Source organism: Bacteroides sp. RTP31139st1_H2_RTP31139_211217 (genome assembly GCF_040227615.1).
Taxonomy (GTDB): domain Bacteria; phylum Bacteroidota; class Bacteroidia; order Bacteroidales; family Bacteroidaceae; genus Bacteroides; species Bacteroides uniformis.
In genome coordinates this window covers 1-15,289 of the sequence record NZ_JBCNZM010000114.1, presented here as the reverse complement: position 1 = coordinate 15,289, position 15,289 = coordinate 1, and the positions used below count along the sequence as shown (strand labels likewise).

The window sequence follows — 15,289 nt, the reverse complement described above, 5'->3', positions numbered from 1 at the left end:
AGACACTCCCCAGGACGACTACAACATCATCGTCTGCGGCGGCGAAGGCGTAGGTGTCATCACCATGCCCGGTCTGGGACTTGAGCTCGGTAGCTCTGCCATCAACGACACCCCACGCGAAATGATAAAGAAGAACGTCAAGCTATGGCTTGAACGCCTCCATATTGCCAAACAGCCCAATCCTATTCTCATTACCATCTCCATCCCCGGTGGAGAAGAAATAGCCAAACGCACCTTCAATCCCCGCCTCGGTATCGAAGGAGGCATTTCCATTATCGGGACCTCCGGCATCGTGAAGCCATTCTCCTCGGAAGCCTTCGTCAATTCCATCCGGAAGTCCATGGAAGTGGCAAAGGCAACCCAGAGCCCTCGTATCGTCATCAGCTCCGGCGCAAAGAGCGAACGTTTCATCAAGGCGTATTATCCCGACCTCCCCACCCAGGCTTTCGTGCATTACGGCAACTTTATCGGCGAAACCTTGAAAATAGCAGCCGAAGAGCAAGTACCGCACGTCACCCTCGGCGTGATGATGGGAAAGGCCGTGAAACTGGCCGAAGGCAATCTGGATACCCACAGCAAGAAAGTGACCATGAATAAGGAATTCATTCAAGACCTGGCACGCCAGACGGGATGCAGCGAAGAAACACTTGCCGCCATCGGACAGATGAACCTGGCGCGCGAACTCTGGGACATCATTCCCGAAGAGCTGCTGGAAAAGTTTGGCAAGGCACTGATTGAGCTCTGTCACCGGCACTGTGACCCCTTGCTGCCCAACAGTGAACTAACAGTATTACTCATAACCGAAAACGGAAAAATTTACTCATGAAGAAGAAGATAATCATTACCGTCTGTATGGCAATGACCGTACTGACCGGTCTGGCACAAAGCCCGCTGTCCTTTCATGCAAAAGCAGGAATCGGTACCTCCCATTTTCATGGAAAACACTCCAGTAGTGACACCCAAATAGCTTACAAAGCTGGTGTCGGTGCAGAATATGTCCTCAACAAGACCTGGGTGCTGCAATCCGCATTGGAATTCGTGTCCATCGGCGGTAAAGACGAGATAAGCCACATCGGCAAGGCCAAAATGCATGAACTGTATCTGCAAATCCCCCTCATGATAGCGGCCCGCCTCCATCTGGGCAAGGATTATCATGCCTCGCTGAGTGTCGGCCCTTATGCGGCCATAGGTGTGGCAGGCAAGACCTCCGGCGAGACCTACGATTATAGCAGCAGCAGTATGCAGGGAGGATACCAGTTCAAGATAGACACTTTCGGCAGTATGGTAGACGGGAAAATGGGTAACAACCGTTTCGATGCAGGTATTGCCCTGGGACTTACTTTTGAATACAGAAGATTCATCATCGGTGCAGAGACACAAGTGGGACTGGTAAAAGTCAATGAGCAGATAAACCAGATGATAGGTCATTCGGAAGAAGGAGGATATTTTCCCAAGAACTTCGCCGCATTCTTTACGCTGGGGTACCGGTTCTGGTAAGGGAACATTTTGCCATACAGAGTTGTTTAGTATACAAACAGATACTCAACAATATAAACTGAATAATATGGCAAAAAGAATTTCTATCCTGCTGGCAGCAATGACAGCCCTCACCTTCGCCCCTCAAACAGCAGAGGCATGTACCGGTATCACCCTGACGGCCAAAGACAATGCGCACGTCGTAGCTCGCACCATCGAATGGGGAGGCAGTGAGCTGAACAGCCAGTACGTCATCGTACCGCGCGGTTATTCGCAACAATCACTGACACCCGGAGGCAGTCTGTCCGGCATGGAGTTCACCTCACGCTATGGCTACGTAGGCCTGGCAGTGGAGCAAAAGGAGTTCGTGGCCGAAGGTCTGAATGAAGCCGGGCTCTCCGCCGGGCTGTTCTACTTTCCCGGATATGGCAAATATGAGGAGTACGACCCCACACGAAAAGCGTCGAGCATAGCCGATTTACAATTGGTATCATGGCTGTTGGGAAGCTTTTCTACTGTGGACGAGGTAAAGGAGGCTATTGAAAATGTGACGGTCATAGCCATTGACCCACGCGCCTCCACCGTACATTGGCGGATTGCAGACAAGACCGGCCGCCAACTGGTATTGGAGTTCATCGACGGACAGCCCCGTTTCTATGAAAACAAACTGGGAGTATTGACAAACTCCCCCGGCTTTGACTGGCAGATGACCAACTTAAACAATTATGTGAACCTCTACCCGGGCAGTGCCGAAAGCAAATCGCTGGGCAATGTGACTATAGCCCCTTTCGGTTCGGGAAGCGGCTTTTTGGGAATTCCGGGAGATGTGACTCCCCCTTCCCGCTTTATCCGTGCCGCTTTCTACCAGACTTCTACACCACCACAGAATACCGCACAGGAAACCGTTCTCCAATGTTTTCAGATACTGAATAACTTTGATATACCCGTAGGCATCGAGTTTCCCCTCGGCCAGGTTCCTGCCAATATTCCAAGTGCCACCCAATGGACATCGGCCACAGATATGACAAACGGTATCATCTACTATCGCACCATGTACAACAGTACAATCAGAAGCATTGATTTGAGACAGATAGACTTCGGGCGCATCGAGTACCATGCAGCTCCCCTCGATAAAGTGAAGCGGCAACCGATAGTTCCCGTGAAAATTGAATAGGGACGCAGAAACTTCAAGATTGCCGCTGTTGCAGTTGTTCCGCCTCCTTCCTCTTCATCTCCGCCAGCACCCCGCAGGTCAATGGAATGGCGAGGAAGAAGGTCAGCATGTCCGACGCCGCCTGGCACATTTCCACCCCTTTCAGTCCTAAGAAATAAGGAAGAATGAAGATGAGGGGGATGAAGAACAGCCCTTGACGGGCAGAGGAAAGTATCGTAGCGCGTACGGGCTTGCGGATAGTCTGCAGCATCATGTTGCTGACCACAATCCATGCACCCAACGGATAGGTGATGAACTGCCAGCGCAATGCTGCCGCACCGGTAGCTACAACAGCAGGGTCTCCCTTGCGGAAGATGGAGACAATCTCCTCGGCATATCCCATACCTGCCACCGCACAAACCAGCAAAAAGAAAAAGCCTACCTTCACACAGAACCAGAATCCTTGGCGCACTCTGGCATACAGCCCGGCACCATAATTGAATCCGCATACCGGTTGGAAGCCTTGCCCGAAACCAATTAGGAAAGCATTGATAAACATAGAGATACGCGTCACAATGGACATCCCTGCAATAGCTGCGTCACCATATGCACCGGCCGCCACGTTCAGCAAAATGGTTGCCACGCTTGCCAGTCCCTGCCGGGTGAGTGACGGAGTTCCACCCCCAATAATTTCCTTGATGAAAGCCAGTGTAGGCGTAAAGTTTCTGTAACGTATACGTATATTTCCTCCTCTGCGCCCCATATATAGCAAAAGGATGAAACTACATATCTGGCTGACTACTGTGGCAAGTGCGGCACCGGATATGCCCATATCGCATACAAAAATCAGGATAGGGTCGAGCACCACGTTGATGACCGCCCCACTCACAATCCCCACCATGGCATACGCCGCATTACCTTGAAAACGTATTTGGTTATTCAGCACCAATGAGGCGGTCATAAAAGGAGTACCCAGCAGAATGATTCCCAAATAGTGCTCCGTATACGGAAGAATAGTAGGCGTCGACCCCAAAGCAAGGGAAAGCGGTGTAAGGAACAGCAATCCCAGCACAGCCAGAGCCGCTCCGATAAACAAGGCAAAAAAGAAGCCGGTGGATGCCATCTTCTCGGCACTCTCCGTTTCCTGCGCCCCCAACTTACGGGAGATGTAGTTCCCCGAACCATGACCGAAGAAGAATCCCACAGCCTGGATAATGGACATCACAGAAAACACGATACCTACGGCAGCCGTAGACTGGGTATTTATTTTACCCACAAAATAGGTATCTGCCATGTTGTAGAAGGACGTCACCAGCATGCTGATGATGGTCGGCACAGCCAATGACGTAATCAGCCGGGGGACCGGAGTCGTCGTTAAGTGGACATAATTATCCTTTGCAGAATGGTGCATCATAGGGAATGGAATGACAAGACTATTTGCAGCAATTTCTCAATGGAGTACACTGTTACCGGCTCCTTGCCCGGTCGATGGAATACGAAGCTGCCGTCTCCCTTCAAATCTCCGGTTTCGATATAAATCTCCGATTCAACATTCCGGTTTGCCAGAATCCCGTTTCTCTGGAGTGCCTTGCGCACCATGGCATACTTCTGCCCGTGGCCCGCCAAGCGTATCTGGGAGGTATATTCATTGGCTACCCTGAACAGTCCCGTTTCCAAATCAAAGGCAATACCCTTACGGGCAAAGAAGTTGCTCAGGCTGCCGTTCAACGAAAGGTCCTCGGGCGTACCGATAGTTACGCCGTTCACCTTGTCCATCAGCCATATTTTGTCCGCTATCTGCAGGGCCAGTTCCAGGTCGTGAGTAGAAAGGAAAATCGTCTTGTCCGTTTGCCGGCTGAGCTGGTGAAGCAGTTGCATCATCTCTACTTTACTGGGAAAATCAAGGAAAGCTGTCGGTTCATCCAGATAGATGACGGGAGTTTCCTGGGCGAGCGCCTTGGCTATCATCACCTTCTGCCGTTCACCGTCACTCAGCGTATGCACCATGCGGTGTGCCAGATGGGGAATGCCTACCAGGGCGATGGATTTGTCCACCACAGTCTTGTCCTCTTTCGAAAGAGTTCCCCAGAAACCGGTGTAGGGGCTACGCCCCAGACCTATCAGTTCTACGACGGACATATTGCGTATATCGCACTTCTCCGTCAGCACCACACTAATGACGCGCGAAAGCTGCTTGTCGGTATAGTCCCCAATCTCTTTTCCTTCAATAAATATGTTTCCGCCAAGTTTCGGCTGGAAGGCGGACAACGTACGGAGCAGCGTGGACTTCCCCACTCCATTAGCTCCCAACAAGCAAGTCAGCTCACCACTGTTGATTCCGGCGCAAATGCCGTCTGCCACCACTTTCACATCCCCCTTACCGGGGTAACCGATGGAAAGATTCTCTATATGTATGGTTTCCTTATTCATTCAATTCTCCTTTCCGTTTTCTAAAAAGTACAGAAGCCACTACCGGCGCACCTACCAGTGCCGTCACCGAGTTGACCGGCAAAGCTCCCTCGAAGCCGGGCATACGGGCTATCAGATTGCAGACCAATGCCAGGGAAGCGCCTACCAGCAATGTGGCAGGCATCAGTACCCGATGGTCCGAAGAGTGGAAGATGGCACGGCACAGATGGGGAACCGCCAATCCGATAAACATAATCGGACCGCAATAGGCCGTTACAATAGCCACCAGCACGCCGGAGCATGAGATAACCAGCAGGCGTGCCCGCTTGATATTCAGTCCCAGATTGCGTGCATAGCCATCGCCCAGCAGCAACAGATTCATCGTCTTTATCAGCAGGAAGGACAACGGAAGCAGCACAGCCATGATGCAGACAAACAGCACCATCTGGTCGCCCGAAACACGGGCAAAGCTACCCAATCCCCAAATGACATATGCACGTATATCTTCCTCCACACTGAAATATTTCAATACGCCGATGACGGCACTTGCCACATAGCCTATCATCACACCGATTATCAGCAGCGTCACGTTGCCCTTCACCTTCTGGGAGACATAGACAATGAGCGCCATCACAGCCAGCGCACCGATAATGGCGGCAACCGACAAGGCAACCTCGCCCATATACCCCAAACGGCTCAATGCCACACCGCCCATCGCCCCGGACAGCAATACCACACAAGCCACACCCAGGCTGGCACCTGAACTGATGCCCAATACCGAAGGCCCTGCCAGCGGATTGCGGAACACCGTCTGCATCTGCAGACCGCTGACTGACAGCCCTGCTCCCGCCACCAATGCCGTCAACGCCTGGGGCACGCGGGACTTCCAGATGATATTCTGCCAAATAACGGATTCATCCGTATTTCCCCACAATATATTCCACACAGAGCGCAGAGGAATGTGAACCGACCCAAAAAGCAGGTTCAGCAGGAAAAAAAGAAAGATAGATGCCAGTGTCAGCAACATCAACGGAAGTATGGGTCTTTTTATCATTTCAGCAGTTCGTAGTAAGTCGGTTTATAGTCGGGCAACAAATCGGGATGGAAAGCATGTATCAGGTCTTCCAATACAATTTCGGGCTGCATGGGCATACTTTCGTAGAAGGGTTTCTCACGCATGTTGCAGTATACCACTCCCTTCTCACGGAACGCACGGAAGTCGGCATAACGCGGGTCGAGGGACTTCAAGGCATCATACGTGAACGTCCCGTCATAGCTGTTGACAATGCGCCAATAGTCGGCACTCTCCGCCTGGCTATATACGGTTTCAAAATCCAGCGTGACACCTCCCGAACGGGGATCGTCTTTCAAGAAATAATCCGCACCGGCATCACGGAACAGTTCGGCAAGAAAGCTCTTTCCTCCCACTGCATACCAGTTGCCACCCCGTATCTCGCCGCTGAATACCACCGGACGCTTCTTCACGTTGGCAGCCAGCTCCTTCAATTCGTTATAGCGCTTCTCTATCGCAGCAAACTTTTCATTCGCCTCCACTTCCTGGCCTATAAACATGCCGATGAATTTTATCCATTCAGCCTGCCCCAACGGGGTCATCTCCTTGTACCCCAAATGGGGAACCAGTGGAATACCGATTTCCCGCATGGCATCATATCCACCCCGCTTGAAAGGAGAGATAAAGATAACATCCGGATTCATGCTCATTATCACTTCATTATCAAAGTTCCCTTCGATACCAATCTTCACGGTCTCGCCGGACTTCAAACGGTCGTTCATCTCCTTGTTGAAGAGATGGCGCGTACTGGTGATGCCCACCACATAATCGCAGGCATCCAGACGGATGAAGTTGGAAAGTTGCAGGGATGTCATACACATGACGTGCTCTACCGGCGTTTCAATCACCGTATAGTCGCTCGGTATGCCGACAGGCTTTATGCCTTTCGGTACCAGCGCATAGTGGAAAGTGCTGCTGCTTTCTTTTTGAGGGTCGTGTATATCCACCAGACGGACATGGTGCGGAAGATATTTCACCGTATAGCCTTTGGCATAGCACGGTACAATGGTAGCTGCCGTGTCTGTCGTAACCGGAGAATAGCCCGTTTCGGAAGAAGATTCGGTAGTAGTCTGTCTTGATTTTAAGCCGCAAGAGGTTACGCATAAAATGCACAGCAGTGCAATGCCTATGGCAGATATCCGGGTCATGACTATTGGGGTTTATAGAATTCGGGCACAATATTCGTCATTTTTGGGGAGATACGCAAATGCTCTTCCTGCAAATTGACGGATATTGTGCCTAAATAATCTTTAAAAGCCCATCAAGTCATTCAGTGCTTCACTCATGCTGGGATGTGTAAAGACAAAATCACGGAGGAAGGTATATTCCTGCCCGGTCTTCATAGCCATTGCCACCAGGTTGATGACCTCGCTCGATTCCGGACCAAACAGCGTACATCCCACTATCTTGTCCGTATCGGCGTCCACCACCACCTTGAAGAGTCCGTTCGTATCGCCCAAAGTCCTGGCACGCGGAATGGCGGCTACCGGCAGCTTGTTGACCTTTATATTCAATCCCTTCTTGCGTGCTTCCGCTTCGCTCAGCCCGATGCGTGAAAGCGGCGGGTCGATGAATACCGAATAGCTCACCGGGTCACGGTCGGACACCTTGCGTTCTCCTGCCCCGAAAAGGTCTTCGCGCAGGATGCGGTAATCATCCAAAGAAATGTAGGTAAACTGCAAACCGCCCTTTACATCACCGATAGCATGTATCTTGGGGTTGGTAGTCTGCAAATAGTCGTCCACCACAATGGCACCGCGCTCATTCACCTCTACACCTGCCGCCGCCAGATTCAAGCCAGTCGTATTCGGACGCCGGCCGGTAGCCAGCAGGATGGCATCTGCGTGTAACTGATGTTCCTCTCCCGTGACCGCATCCCGGTAAATGACGTCAGAGTCTTTCACGGACTGCACGCGTGCATTCAGCTTGAAAACGATTCCTTTCTGTTCCAATACCTCCCGGACACTGTCCGCAATGTCCCGGTCCTCCCGGGATATCAGTTCGGAAGAGCCCTCGAGCACCGTGACTTGCGAACCGAATGAAACATACATGGAAGCAAATTCTAGTCCGATGTATCCCCCACCTACAATGACGAGCTGTACCGGCAGCTCAGTCAGTTCCATAATGGAGGTGCTGGTATATACCCGTGGGTTACCTTGTATCCCCTCTATCGGTGGAATGACGGTTTCGGCACCCGTATTGATGAATATCCGGGGAGCTTGCAATTGTAATGTCCCTTCCACCATCCCAACTTCCACCACATCCGGACCTGCAAAGGAGCCGATACCCGTATAGACCGTTATATGAGGATTGTCGGCCAGATTGTGATAATTCTTCTGACGCAGGAAAGAGACGACCTCTTCCTTCCTTGCAATGGACTGACGATAGTATGCCTTCTTGACCTCCCAAGAAGCGTCTTTGTCCGCATGCTTTGCCGCATGCACCAATGTTTTTGTGGGAATGCAACCGATATTGATACATGTCCCTCCGTACATCTTTTCCGAACGCTCCACTACGGCAACGTCCAGCTTCCGTTTTGCCAACTCGGCAGCCAGCGTCTTTCCGCCTTTGCCGAATCCGATGATAATGGCATCATACTGTTTCATACGTCTATTTCCTTAATTGGTTCAATACTCTTTTTGCACTGTCAGACAGTACGACAATGGCACCGGCAAGAATGGCCGTATCCTTGATGACCAAGCGCCCTGCCCCCGTCAGCAACGGAAAGCCGTGCTCCTCGCTTCCCAAGTCGGGCACCCACACCTCAGGGGTTGTCACCAGGAAAGAGAGGGTACCCATCGTCATGACAATGACAAGTGCGGCTCCCGCCAGTCCGATTTTCGGAGAGAATATCCCCAGAAATGTCAGGATGCCGATGGCCATAATCAGAATGCCCAGACCGTGAGAGAAACCATACGTATTGTTCTCCACGTGCCACTGATGTTTCGCCTCATTGAACTCGCCCTCTTTCAGCTTATACTCCTTGTACTCCGGGGCACTCTTTGTATAAAAGAAGCTCATGAACGGGCTGTTCGCCACAAAAGGGACAATCCCTTCAGCCTCATAATTCCAGAATTTCAACCCACCAATCCATACGAAAATAACCAGGATGGCTACACGAATCAAATTAACACCCAACTTTTGAGTGGAAGCGGCCAGCGTCAACGCAGCCATAAACAAGTTTTGCAATTTCGTTTTCATCTTTGTTCTACTTTTTAAATGGTTTCAGTAATATGACTTGATTTTTGTTTTTGCAAAGTTCCTTGTTTTCCACCACGTACGAAATGGCAATTATTCCGCAACAGTTGGCAATTCTTCCCGTTTCACTCTTTTCCGGTAGTCCGAGACACTCTCGCCGGTCATTTTCTTGAAAAAACGGCTGAACGCGGGCAAGTCTTCAAAGCCCAGAATGGAGCTGATTTCTTTGGCGCTCTTGCGGGTATACAACAGCAGTCTCATGGCTTCCGCCTCAATGCGCTCATGAATCACCCGCAACGGGGAAGGCAACCCGCAGGCCGAGAACAGATTGGAAAGTGTCTTGGGAGAACGGCAAAGAATATCGGCATAATCCTGCACCTGCTTCTTCTCCTTGAAGTGCCGGTCCACCAGCACATAATACTGTCGGATGATGTCAAACGTCTTTTCCTTCTCCTGCCCCACCCCGAAAAGCTGGCGCGCAATGCGTGTGCAGGTAATGATGAAACGTTTCAAGACAATCCGCAGCATCTCCTCCTGCAGATTGTCATGAATGACCGATTCCTGCCGGAAAATGCGGACTATGTCATGCAGGTTGGAAGACTGCCCGGCAGAAAGCGCCAGTCTCATCACCTTGGAAGAGCCATAAAAAAGGAATCCGTTGCAAGAGACCTCGTTGTCATGTCCATAGATGCAATAAAAATTGCTGTTGAATACAAACGTCAGGTATTCACCGTCCACCTCTTTTACCTCCAGGTGATGCAACGGGGTCAAGGTCACGATTTCGTCCTTTTCCAAGCGCATGGAGATATGGTCTATTTCCAGAGTGAGCGTACCGCTCTGTACCCAAATGAATTTATACAGAGTCTTGTCACGTTGCAGCGACGCACGCTCATGGTAGCTGGAAGTCATGGCTATGTTGCCATTCAAGCGGGTGTTCAGTTGATAATCCATAAAAAACAGATTGTTTTAGTAAATAACAAAGATAGCGAATATCTTGTTTGCTACTGATTATTTCCCCACTTTTGTAGCCGTTTTGCTGTTCTTTAATTTTTAACCTTTAATGTCTTCATGCAAATGTTCCCCGTCATATTTGTATCTCTCGGTCCCGGCGAACCGGAACTGATTACCGTAAAAGGCTTGAAAGCCCTGCAGACAGCCGACTGTATATTCTGTCCCGAGACACTGGCCAAAGATGGAAACAGAGTTTCACGCGCAGCCGACATCCTATTGCAACTCGACATTCCGGAAAACACGGTGCACCGCTTTCCACTCCCCATGAGCAAACAGCGCGAAAAAGCCCTGAGCGCCTACGACGAGGTCTATATGGAGAGCTCCACCCTCCGGCAACAAGGAAAGAAGGTCTGTATCGTTGCCGAAGGAGATGCCGGATTCTACTCTTCCATACATTATGTATATGACAAACTGCAGGCAGACGGCATCCCCGTGAAGCACATCCCCGGTATCCCCGCCTTCATTGCCGCCGGCGCACTGGGCGGGCTCCATGTGGCCAGCCAGGAAGAGCGGCTGACGGTGATACCCGGCATTACTACGACAGAAGAGATAGAGAAACTGACAAGCGAAAACAGTGCGGTTGTCATCATGAAGCTGTCCAGATGCACCGATGAGATTCACCGCTGCATCCGCCTGCATCCCGAATACCGGTATCACTATTTTGAGAATGTAGGCACTCCGGAAGAGAAGTATATCAATGACAGCAAGCGGATAGCGACCATCCGCTTCCCCTATTTTTCCCTGCTTATCATTCGTACAGAGACCTTTTGAGCCCGATTTAATACAATTTCGCACGCCATAGGCATTATTTTAATGAAAATGGGTTACCTTTGCGCCGTTGAAATATAAAAAAGATAAGAACATGAAGAAAGTCGTTTTTTATATGATGCTGCTGGTTATGAGCATCGGTTATGCCTATGCACAAGGAAAGGCAGACATCAAATTCGAACAGACCACCCACAACTTCGGCACATTCTCCGAAAACAGTCCTGTGGTCAGCTACACCTTTAAGTTTACGAACGTAGGCGATGCTCCGCTTGTCATCCATCAGGCTGTAGCTTCCTGCGGATGTACCGTTCCCGAATATTCACAAGAACCGATAGCACCGGGAAAGACTGGAACAGTGAAAGTAACTTATAATGGAACCGGAAGATACCCCGGACACTTCAAGAAATCCATTACCCTGCGCACCAATGCCAAAACGGAAATCATGCGATTATTTATCGAAGGGGACATGACCGCTAAAGATGCCAAATAAGCATTTTACCATACAGAATTAAGGAGATTTTTTTAAATCTCCTTTTTTTTTGCTTTCTTTGCCTAAAATGCGAAGATAGGCTGCACCTCAGCAGAATAATAATGAGCTTGCTCATTTTATCCTGCATTCGGTTTGCACTATCTTTGAAGTCTATTAAAGAAAAACATAAAACTACAAAACCTATGAAACAAGAAGAAGAACCTATTACCGGACTACCGGAAAATGCGTTCCGTGAATTGAAACCGGGAGAAGTGTACAACCCTCTGATGAGCCCGGATAAGAAGTATTCAGAAGTAAATGCCTGGTCGGTGACATGGGGTATTCTGATGGCCATCCTCTTTTCGGCCGCAGCCGCCTATCTGGGGCTGAAGGTGGGACAAGTATTCGAAGCCGCCATCCCCATCGCCATCATTGCCGTCGGCGTATCGGGTGCCGCCAAACGCAAAAACGCATTGGGCGAAAACGTCATTATCCAGTCTATCGGTGCCAGCTCGGGCGTCATCGTGGCAGGTGCCATCTTCACCCTTCCGGCACTCTATATTCTCCAAGAGACCTATCCGAAAGAAATCACCGTCACCTTTGCACAAGTCTTTATCAGTTCCCTGCTGGGAGGTGTGCTGGGTATTCTTTTCCTTATCCCCTTCCGCAAATATTTCGTGAGCGACATGCACGGCAAGTATCCCTTCCCCGAGGCGACAGCCACCACACAAGTGCTCGTCTCCGGTGAAAAGGGCGGCAGCCAGGCAAAACCATTACTCATGGCTGGTATTATCGGAGGTCTATACGACTTCATCGTGGCAACCTTCGGCTGGTGGAACGAGAATTTCACTACCCGCGTATGCGGCTTCGGCGAAATGCTGGCCGAGAAAGCCAAGCTGGTATTCAAGGTTAATACGGGTGCTGCCGTGCTCGGTCTGGGTTATATTGTGGGACTGAAATACGCGTCCATCATCTGTGCCGGCTCACTGGCCGTATGGTGGATTATCATCCCCGGTATGTCCATGATTTGGGGAGATTCCGTACTGAACCAATGGAACCCCGAAATCACGGCAACCATAGGCGCTATGGCTCCGGAAGAAATCTTCAAATACTATGCCAAGAGCATCGGTATCGGTGGCATTGCCATGGCAGGTATCATCGGCATTATCAAGTCTTGGGGCATCATCAAGAGTGCCGTAGGACTGGCTGCCAAGGAAATGGGAGGTAAGTCCAACGTGGAAGCCAGTGTGAAACGCACACAGCGGGACATCTCTATGAAGATTATCGCCATCGGTTCCATCATCACGCTGCTGCTGGTTGTTCTCTTCTTCTACTTCGATGTGATGCAGGGCAACTTGACACATACCATTGTAGCTATCCTGCTTGTTGCAGGTATCGCTTTCCTGTTCACCACCGTGGCAGCCAATGCCATTGCGATTGTGGGCACAAACCCCGTATCCGGAATGACGCTGATGACATTAATCCTGGCATCCGTAGTCATGGTAGCCGTAGGGCTGAAAGGTCCCGAAGGGATGGTTGCGGCACTGGTGATGGGCGGTGTTGTATGTACGGCACTGTCCATGGCGGGAGGCTTCATCACAGACTTGAAAATCGGTTACTGGCTGGGTAGCACGCCTGCCAAGCAGGAGACCTGGAAGTTCCTCGGAACCATCGTTTCTGCCGCTACCGTAGGTGGTGTAATGATTATCCTAAACAAGACATACGGTTTCACCAGCGGACAGCTGGCCGCTCCGCAAGCCAATGCCATGGCGGCCGTTATCGAACCGTTGATGAACGGTGTGGGTGCGCCCTGGCTGCTCTACGGCATCGGTGCAGTGCTGGCCGTCATCCTCAACTTCTGCAAGATTCCCGCACTGGCATTTGCATTGGGTATGTTCATCCCATTGGAACTGAATGTTCCGTTGGTAGTGGGCGGTGCCATCAACTGGTACGTGACCAGCCGCAGCAAGGATGCCGCTCTCAATGCCGAACGCGGGGAGAAAGGTACCCTGCTTGCCTCCGGTTTCATTGCCGGCGGTGCATTGATGGGCGTGGCAAGTGCTGCCATGCGTTTCGGAGGAATCAACCTCGTAAACGATGCATGGTTGCAGAACACCTGGTCCGAAGTGCTGGCGCTGGGTGCTTATGCCATTCTGATATTCTACCTCATCAAAGCTTCCATGAAAACCAAATCACTTTTAAATACCAAGAACATGAAAAAGATTCTACTTTTATCTTTTCTATTTGCAGCGACCATGTTATCTGCACAAAAGCCCGTTGAGCTGCCCCTATGGCCCAACGGTGCCCCCAATAACAACGAACTGACCAATTCCGGACAGAACCATAACAACGAATGGGTGTCCGATGTCACCACCCCTACCCTTACGGTGTACCCTGCCTCCCACCCCAACGGCATGGCCATCATCATGTGTCCGGGAGGCGGCTACGGGGGGCTGGCCATGAAGCACGAGGGACACGACATGGCTCCCTGGTTCAACACACAAGGCATCACCTATGCAGTACTGAAATACCGTATGCCCAACGGGCACCATGAAGTGCCCCTTTCCGATGCCGAACAAGCCATCCGCATGGTACGCGAACATGCCGCCGAATGGGGTGTCAATCCTCAGCGTGTAGGCATCATGGGCGCTTCTGCCGGCGGCCATCTGGCAGCTTCGCTTGCCACACTATACAGCAGTGACAAGACCCGTCCCGACTTCCAGATCTTGTTCTATCCGGTGATTTCCATGCAGAAAGGCGTTACCCATGGAGGTTCCCGTAAGAACCTTATCGGAGAAAATCCATCTCAGGAACTGGAACAAAAATACTCCCTCGAAAGGCAAGTGTCCCCACGCACTCCGCAAGCTTTCATCATGCTTTCTTCGGACGATGACGCAGTGCCGCCCATCAACGGCATCGGTTACTTCCTTGCCCTGCGCGACCATAAAGTACCTGCCAGCCTGCATGCCTACCCCACCGGCGGACATGGCTGGGGATTCCGGGACAACTTCACCTACAAGCGTCAATGGACGGAAGAACTGGAGAAGTGGTTGCGTGAAGGGCTCGTATTCCCGGTCTCTGAACCTACCACAAAGAAATAAAAGCAATTATGAATAAAAAGTATTTTTTACTCACTTGCCTCGCAGCGTTTCCCTTTGCCCTGACTGCTCAGGAGAACAATCGCTACGAAGAGATTACCAACCCCAAGCTGACAAGCATCAACCGGGAGCCTGCCCGCAGCACGTTCACCTCCTACGTCACGGAGGCTGATGCCGTCATCAATGACCGCAAGAACGGAACATTCCGCTTGTCCCTTAACGGGAAATGGAAATTCCATTATGTGGAAACCTTCGCCGACCGCCCCACGGACTTCATGATGGACCGTGTGGACGCCAGCCGCTGGCCGGACATCAATGTACCCGGAAACTGGGAGTTGCAGGGATTCGGTACGCCCATCTATGTGAACCAGCCTTATGAATTCTGTTCTTCGGGCTATCCTCCTTATTGGGACAAGCCCAATCCTCCATACGTTCCCCAAGAATGGAATCCCACCGGCACCTACCGCCGCGAGTTCACTCTTCCGGGAGACTGGGACGATAAGGAAATTTTCCTGAGTGCCGACGGCGTACGCGGGGCAGCCTTCTACTACCTCAACGGCAAGTTTGTAGGCATGAGTAAAGATGCAAAGACTCCGGCGCGTTTCAACGTCAGCGCCATTGCCAAGAAAGGGAAG

The 15,289-nt window shown here is 51.0% G+C and carries 14 protein-coding genes and 1 pseudogene; 8 read left to right on the top strand and 7 right to left on the bottom strand.

The features are described from left to right. From cbiD to ABUA47_RS16865, 3 genes are all read left to right on the top strand, one after another. A partial coding sequence (cbiD, locus tag ABUA47_RS16875) for a cobalt-precorrin-5B (C(1))-methyltransferase CbiD (protein ID WP_349831794.1) occupies positions 1–826 on the top strand: 826 nt, incomplete at its 5' end. Beyond that, the gene (locus ABUA47_RS16870) at positions 823–1,497 is read left to right on the top strand and encodes an outer membrane beta-barrel protein (protein WP_016273633.1); all 675 of its coding nucleotides are present in this window, start codon (positions 823–825) and stop codon (positions 1,495–1,497) included. The genes cbiD and ABUA47_RS16870, both read left to right, overlap by 4 nt. Positions 1,498–1,564: 67 nt before the next feature. Further along, a complete protein-coding gene (locus tag ABUA47_RS16865; protein ID WP_035448403.1) occupies positions 1,565–2,650 on the top strand; it encodes a linear amide C-N hydrolase in 1,086 nt (361 codons plus the stop codon). 13 nt (positions 2,651–2,663) lie between these two features. Here ABUA47_RS16865 and ABUA47_RS16860 read toward each other — a convergent pair whose 3' ends face one another. The 7 genes from ABUA47_RS16860 to ABUA47_RS16830 form a co-directional block, all read right to left on the bottom strand. Continuing rightward, positions 2,664–4,043 carry an MATE family efflux transporter gene (locus ABUA47_RS16860; protein WP_051642922.1) on the bottom strand — a complete coding sequence of 460 codons (1,380 nt, stop codon included), beginning with the start codon at positions 4,041–4,043 and terminating at the stop codon, positions 2,664–2,666. Beyond that, positions 4,040–5,059, bottom strand: a complete 1,020-nt coding sequence (locus tag ABUA47_RS16855; RefSeq protein WP_005829404.1) for an ABC transporter ATP-binding protein — start codon at positions 5,057–5,059, stop codon at positions 4,040–4,042. Before ABUA47_RS16855 ends, ABUA47_RS16860 begins: the two co-directional genes overlap by 4 nt. Beyond that, positions 5,052–6,089: an iron ABC transporter permease gene (locus tag ABUA47_RS16850; RefSeq protein WP_034525821.1), complete on the bottom strand. Its 1,038-nt coding sequence runs from the start codon at positions 6,087–6,089 to the stop codon at positions 5,052–5,054. Before ABUA47_RS16850 ends, ABUA47_RS16855 begins: the two co-directional genes overlap by 8 nt. Continuing rightward, the gene (locus ABUA47_RS16845) at positions 6,089–7,258 is read right to left on the bottom strand and encodes an ABC transporter substrate-binding protein (protein ID WP_035448401.1); all 1,170 of its coding nucleotides are present in this window, start codon (positions 7,256–7,258) and stop codon (positions 6,089–6,091) included. Before ABUA47_RS16845 ends, ABUA47_RS16850 begins: the two co-directional genes overlap by 1 nt. A gap of 102 nt (positions 7,259–7,360) precedes the next feature. After that, the gene (locus tag ABUA47_RS16840; protein ID WP_035448399.1) at positions 7,361–8,716 is read right to left on the bottom strand and encodes an FAD-dependent oxidoreductase; all 1,356 of its coding nucleotides are present in this window, start codon (positions 8,714–8,716) and stop codon (positions 7,361–7,363) included. Positions 8,717–8,720: 4 nt separating this feature from the next. Then, positions 8,721–9,311: a DUF417 family protein gene (locus tag ABUA47_RS16835; protein WP_009038559.1), complete on the bottom strand. Its 591-nt coding sequence runs from the start codon at positions 9,309–9,311 to the stop codon at positions 8,721–8,723. 90 nt (positions 9,312–9,401) lie between these two features. After that, positions 9,402–10,259, bottom strand: coding sequence for an AraC family transcriptional regulator (locus ABUA47_RS16830; RefSeq protein ID WP_035448396.1), 858 nt, complete (start codon positions 10,257–10,259; stop codon positions 9,402–9,404). A gap of 123 nt (positions 10,260–10,382) precedes the next feature. Between ABUA47_RS16830 and ABUA47_RS16825 the strand changes: the two genes are divergently transcribed. From ABUA47_RS16825 to ABUA47_RS16805, 5 genes and pseudogenes are all read left to right on the top strand, one after another. Next, positions 10,383–11,090 carry a precorrin-2 C(20)-methyltransferase gene (locus tag ABUA47_RS16825; protein ID WP_016273623.1) on the top strand — a complete coding sequence of 236 codons (708 nt, stop codon included), beginning with the start codon at positions 10,383–10,385 and terminating at the stop codon, positions 11,088–11,090. Between the two features lie 91 nt (positions 11,091–11,181). After that, complete coding sequence (locus ABUA47_RS16820; protein ID WP_005836647.1) at positions 11,182–11,577, top strand: DUF1573 domain-containing protein; 396 nt, start codon at positions 11,182–11,184, stop codon at positions 11,575–11,577. 182 nt (positions 11,578–11,759) lie between these two features. Then, positions 11,760–13,748, top strand: a pseudogene (locus ABUA47_RS16815) (OPT family oligopeptide transporter); the annotation flags it as partial. After that, positions 13,737–14,657 (top strand): alpha/beta hydrolase, encoded by a 921-nt coding sequence (locus ABUA47_RS16810; protein WP_349831795.1) that lies wholly within the window; start codon positions 13,737–13,739, stop codon positions 14,655–14,657. The pseudogene ABUA47_RS16815 and the gene ABUA47_RS16810, both read left to right, overlap by 12 nt. An 8-nt stretch (positions 14,658–14,665) precedes the next feature. Beyond that, positions 14,666–15,289 (top strand): sugar-binding domain-containing protein (locus tag ABUA47_RS16805; RefSeq protein ID WP_349831793.1); only part of this gene is annotated, 624 nt, incomplete at its 3' end.

What these genes read in the sequence shown, in the direction of transcription:
- ABUA47_RS16870 (WP_016273633.1), top strand. Translation starts at nt 823, where the DNA reads ATGAAGAAGAAGATAATCATTACCGTCTGTATGGCAATGACCGTACTG.
- ABUA47_RS16865 (WP_035448403.1), top strand. Translation starts at nt 1,565, where the DNA reads ATGGCAAAAAGAATTTCTATCCTGCTGGCAGCAATGACAGCCCTCACC.
- ABUA47_RS16860 (WP_051642922.1), bottom strand. Translation starts at nt 4,043, where the DNA reads ATGATGCACCATTCTGCAAAGGATAATTATGTCCACTTAACGACGACT.
- ABUA47_RS16855 (WP_005829404.1), bottom strand. Translation starts at nt 5,059, where the DNA reads ATGAATAAGGAAACCATACATATAGAGAATCTTTCCATCGGTTACCCC.
- ABUA47_RS16845 (WP_035448401.1), bottom strand. Translation starts at nt 7,258, where the DNA reads ATGACCCGGATATCTGCCATAGGCATTGCACTGCTGTGCATTTTATGC.
- ABUA47_RS16840 (WP_035448399.1), bottom strand. Translation starts at nt 8,716, where the DNA reads ATGAAACAGTATGATGCCATTATCATCGGATTCGGCAAAGGCGGAAAG.
- ABUA47_RS16835 (WP_009038559.1), bottom strand. Translation starts at nt 9,311, where the DNA reads ATGAAAACGAAATTGCAAAACTTGTTTATGGCTGCGTTGACGCTGGCC.
- ABUA47_RS16830 (WP_035448396.1), bottom strand. Translation starts at nt 10,259, where the DNA reads ATGGATTATCAACTGAACACCCGCTTGAATGGCAACATAGCCATGACT.
- ABUA47_RS16825 (WP_016273623.1), top strand. Translation starts at nt 10,383, where the DNA reads ATGTTCCCCGTCATATTTGTATCTCTCGGTCCCGGCGAACCGGAACTG.
- ABUA47_RS16820 (WP_005836647.1), top strand. Translation starts at nt 11,182, where the DNA reads ATGAAGAAAGTCGTTTTTTATATGATGCTGCTGGTTATGAGCATCGGT.
- ABUA47_RS16810 (WP_349831795.1), top strand. Translation starts at nt 13,737, where the DNA reads ATGAAAACCAAATCACTTTTAAATACCAAGAACATGAAAAAGATTCTA.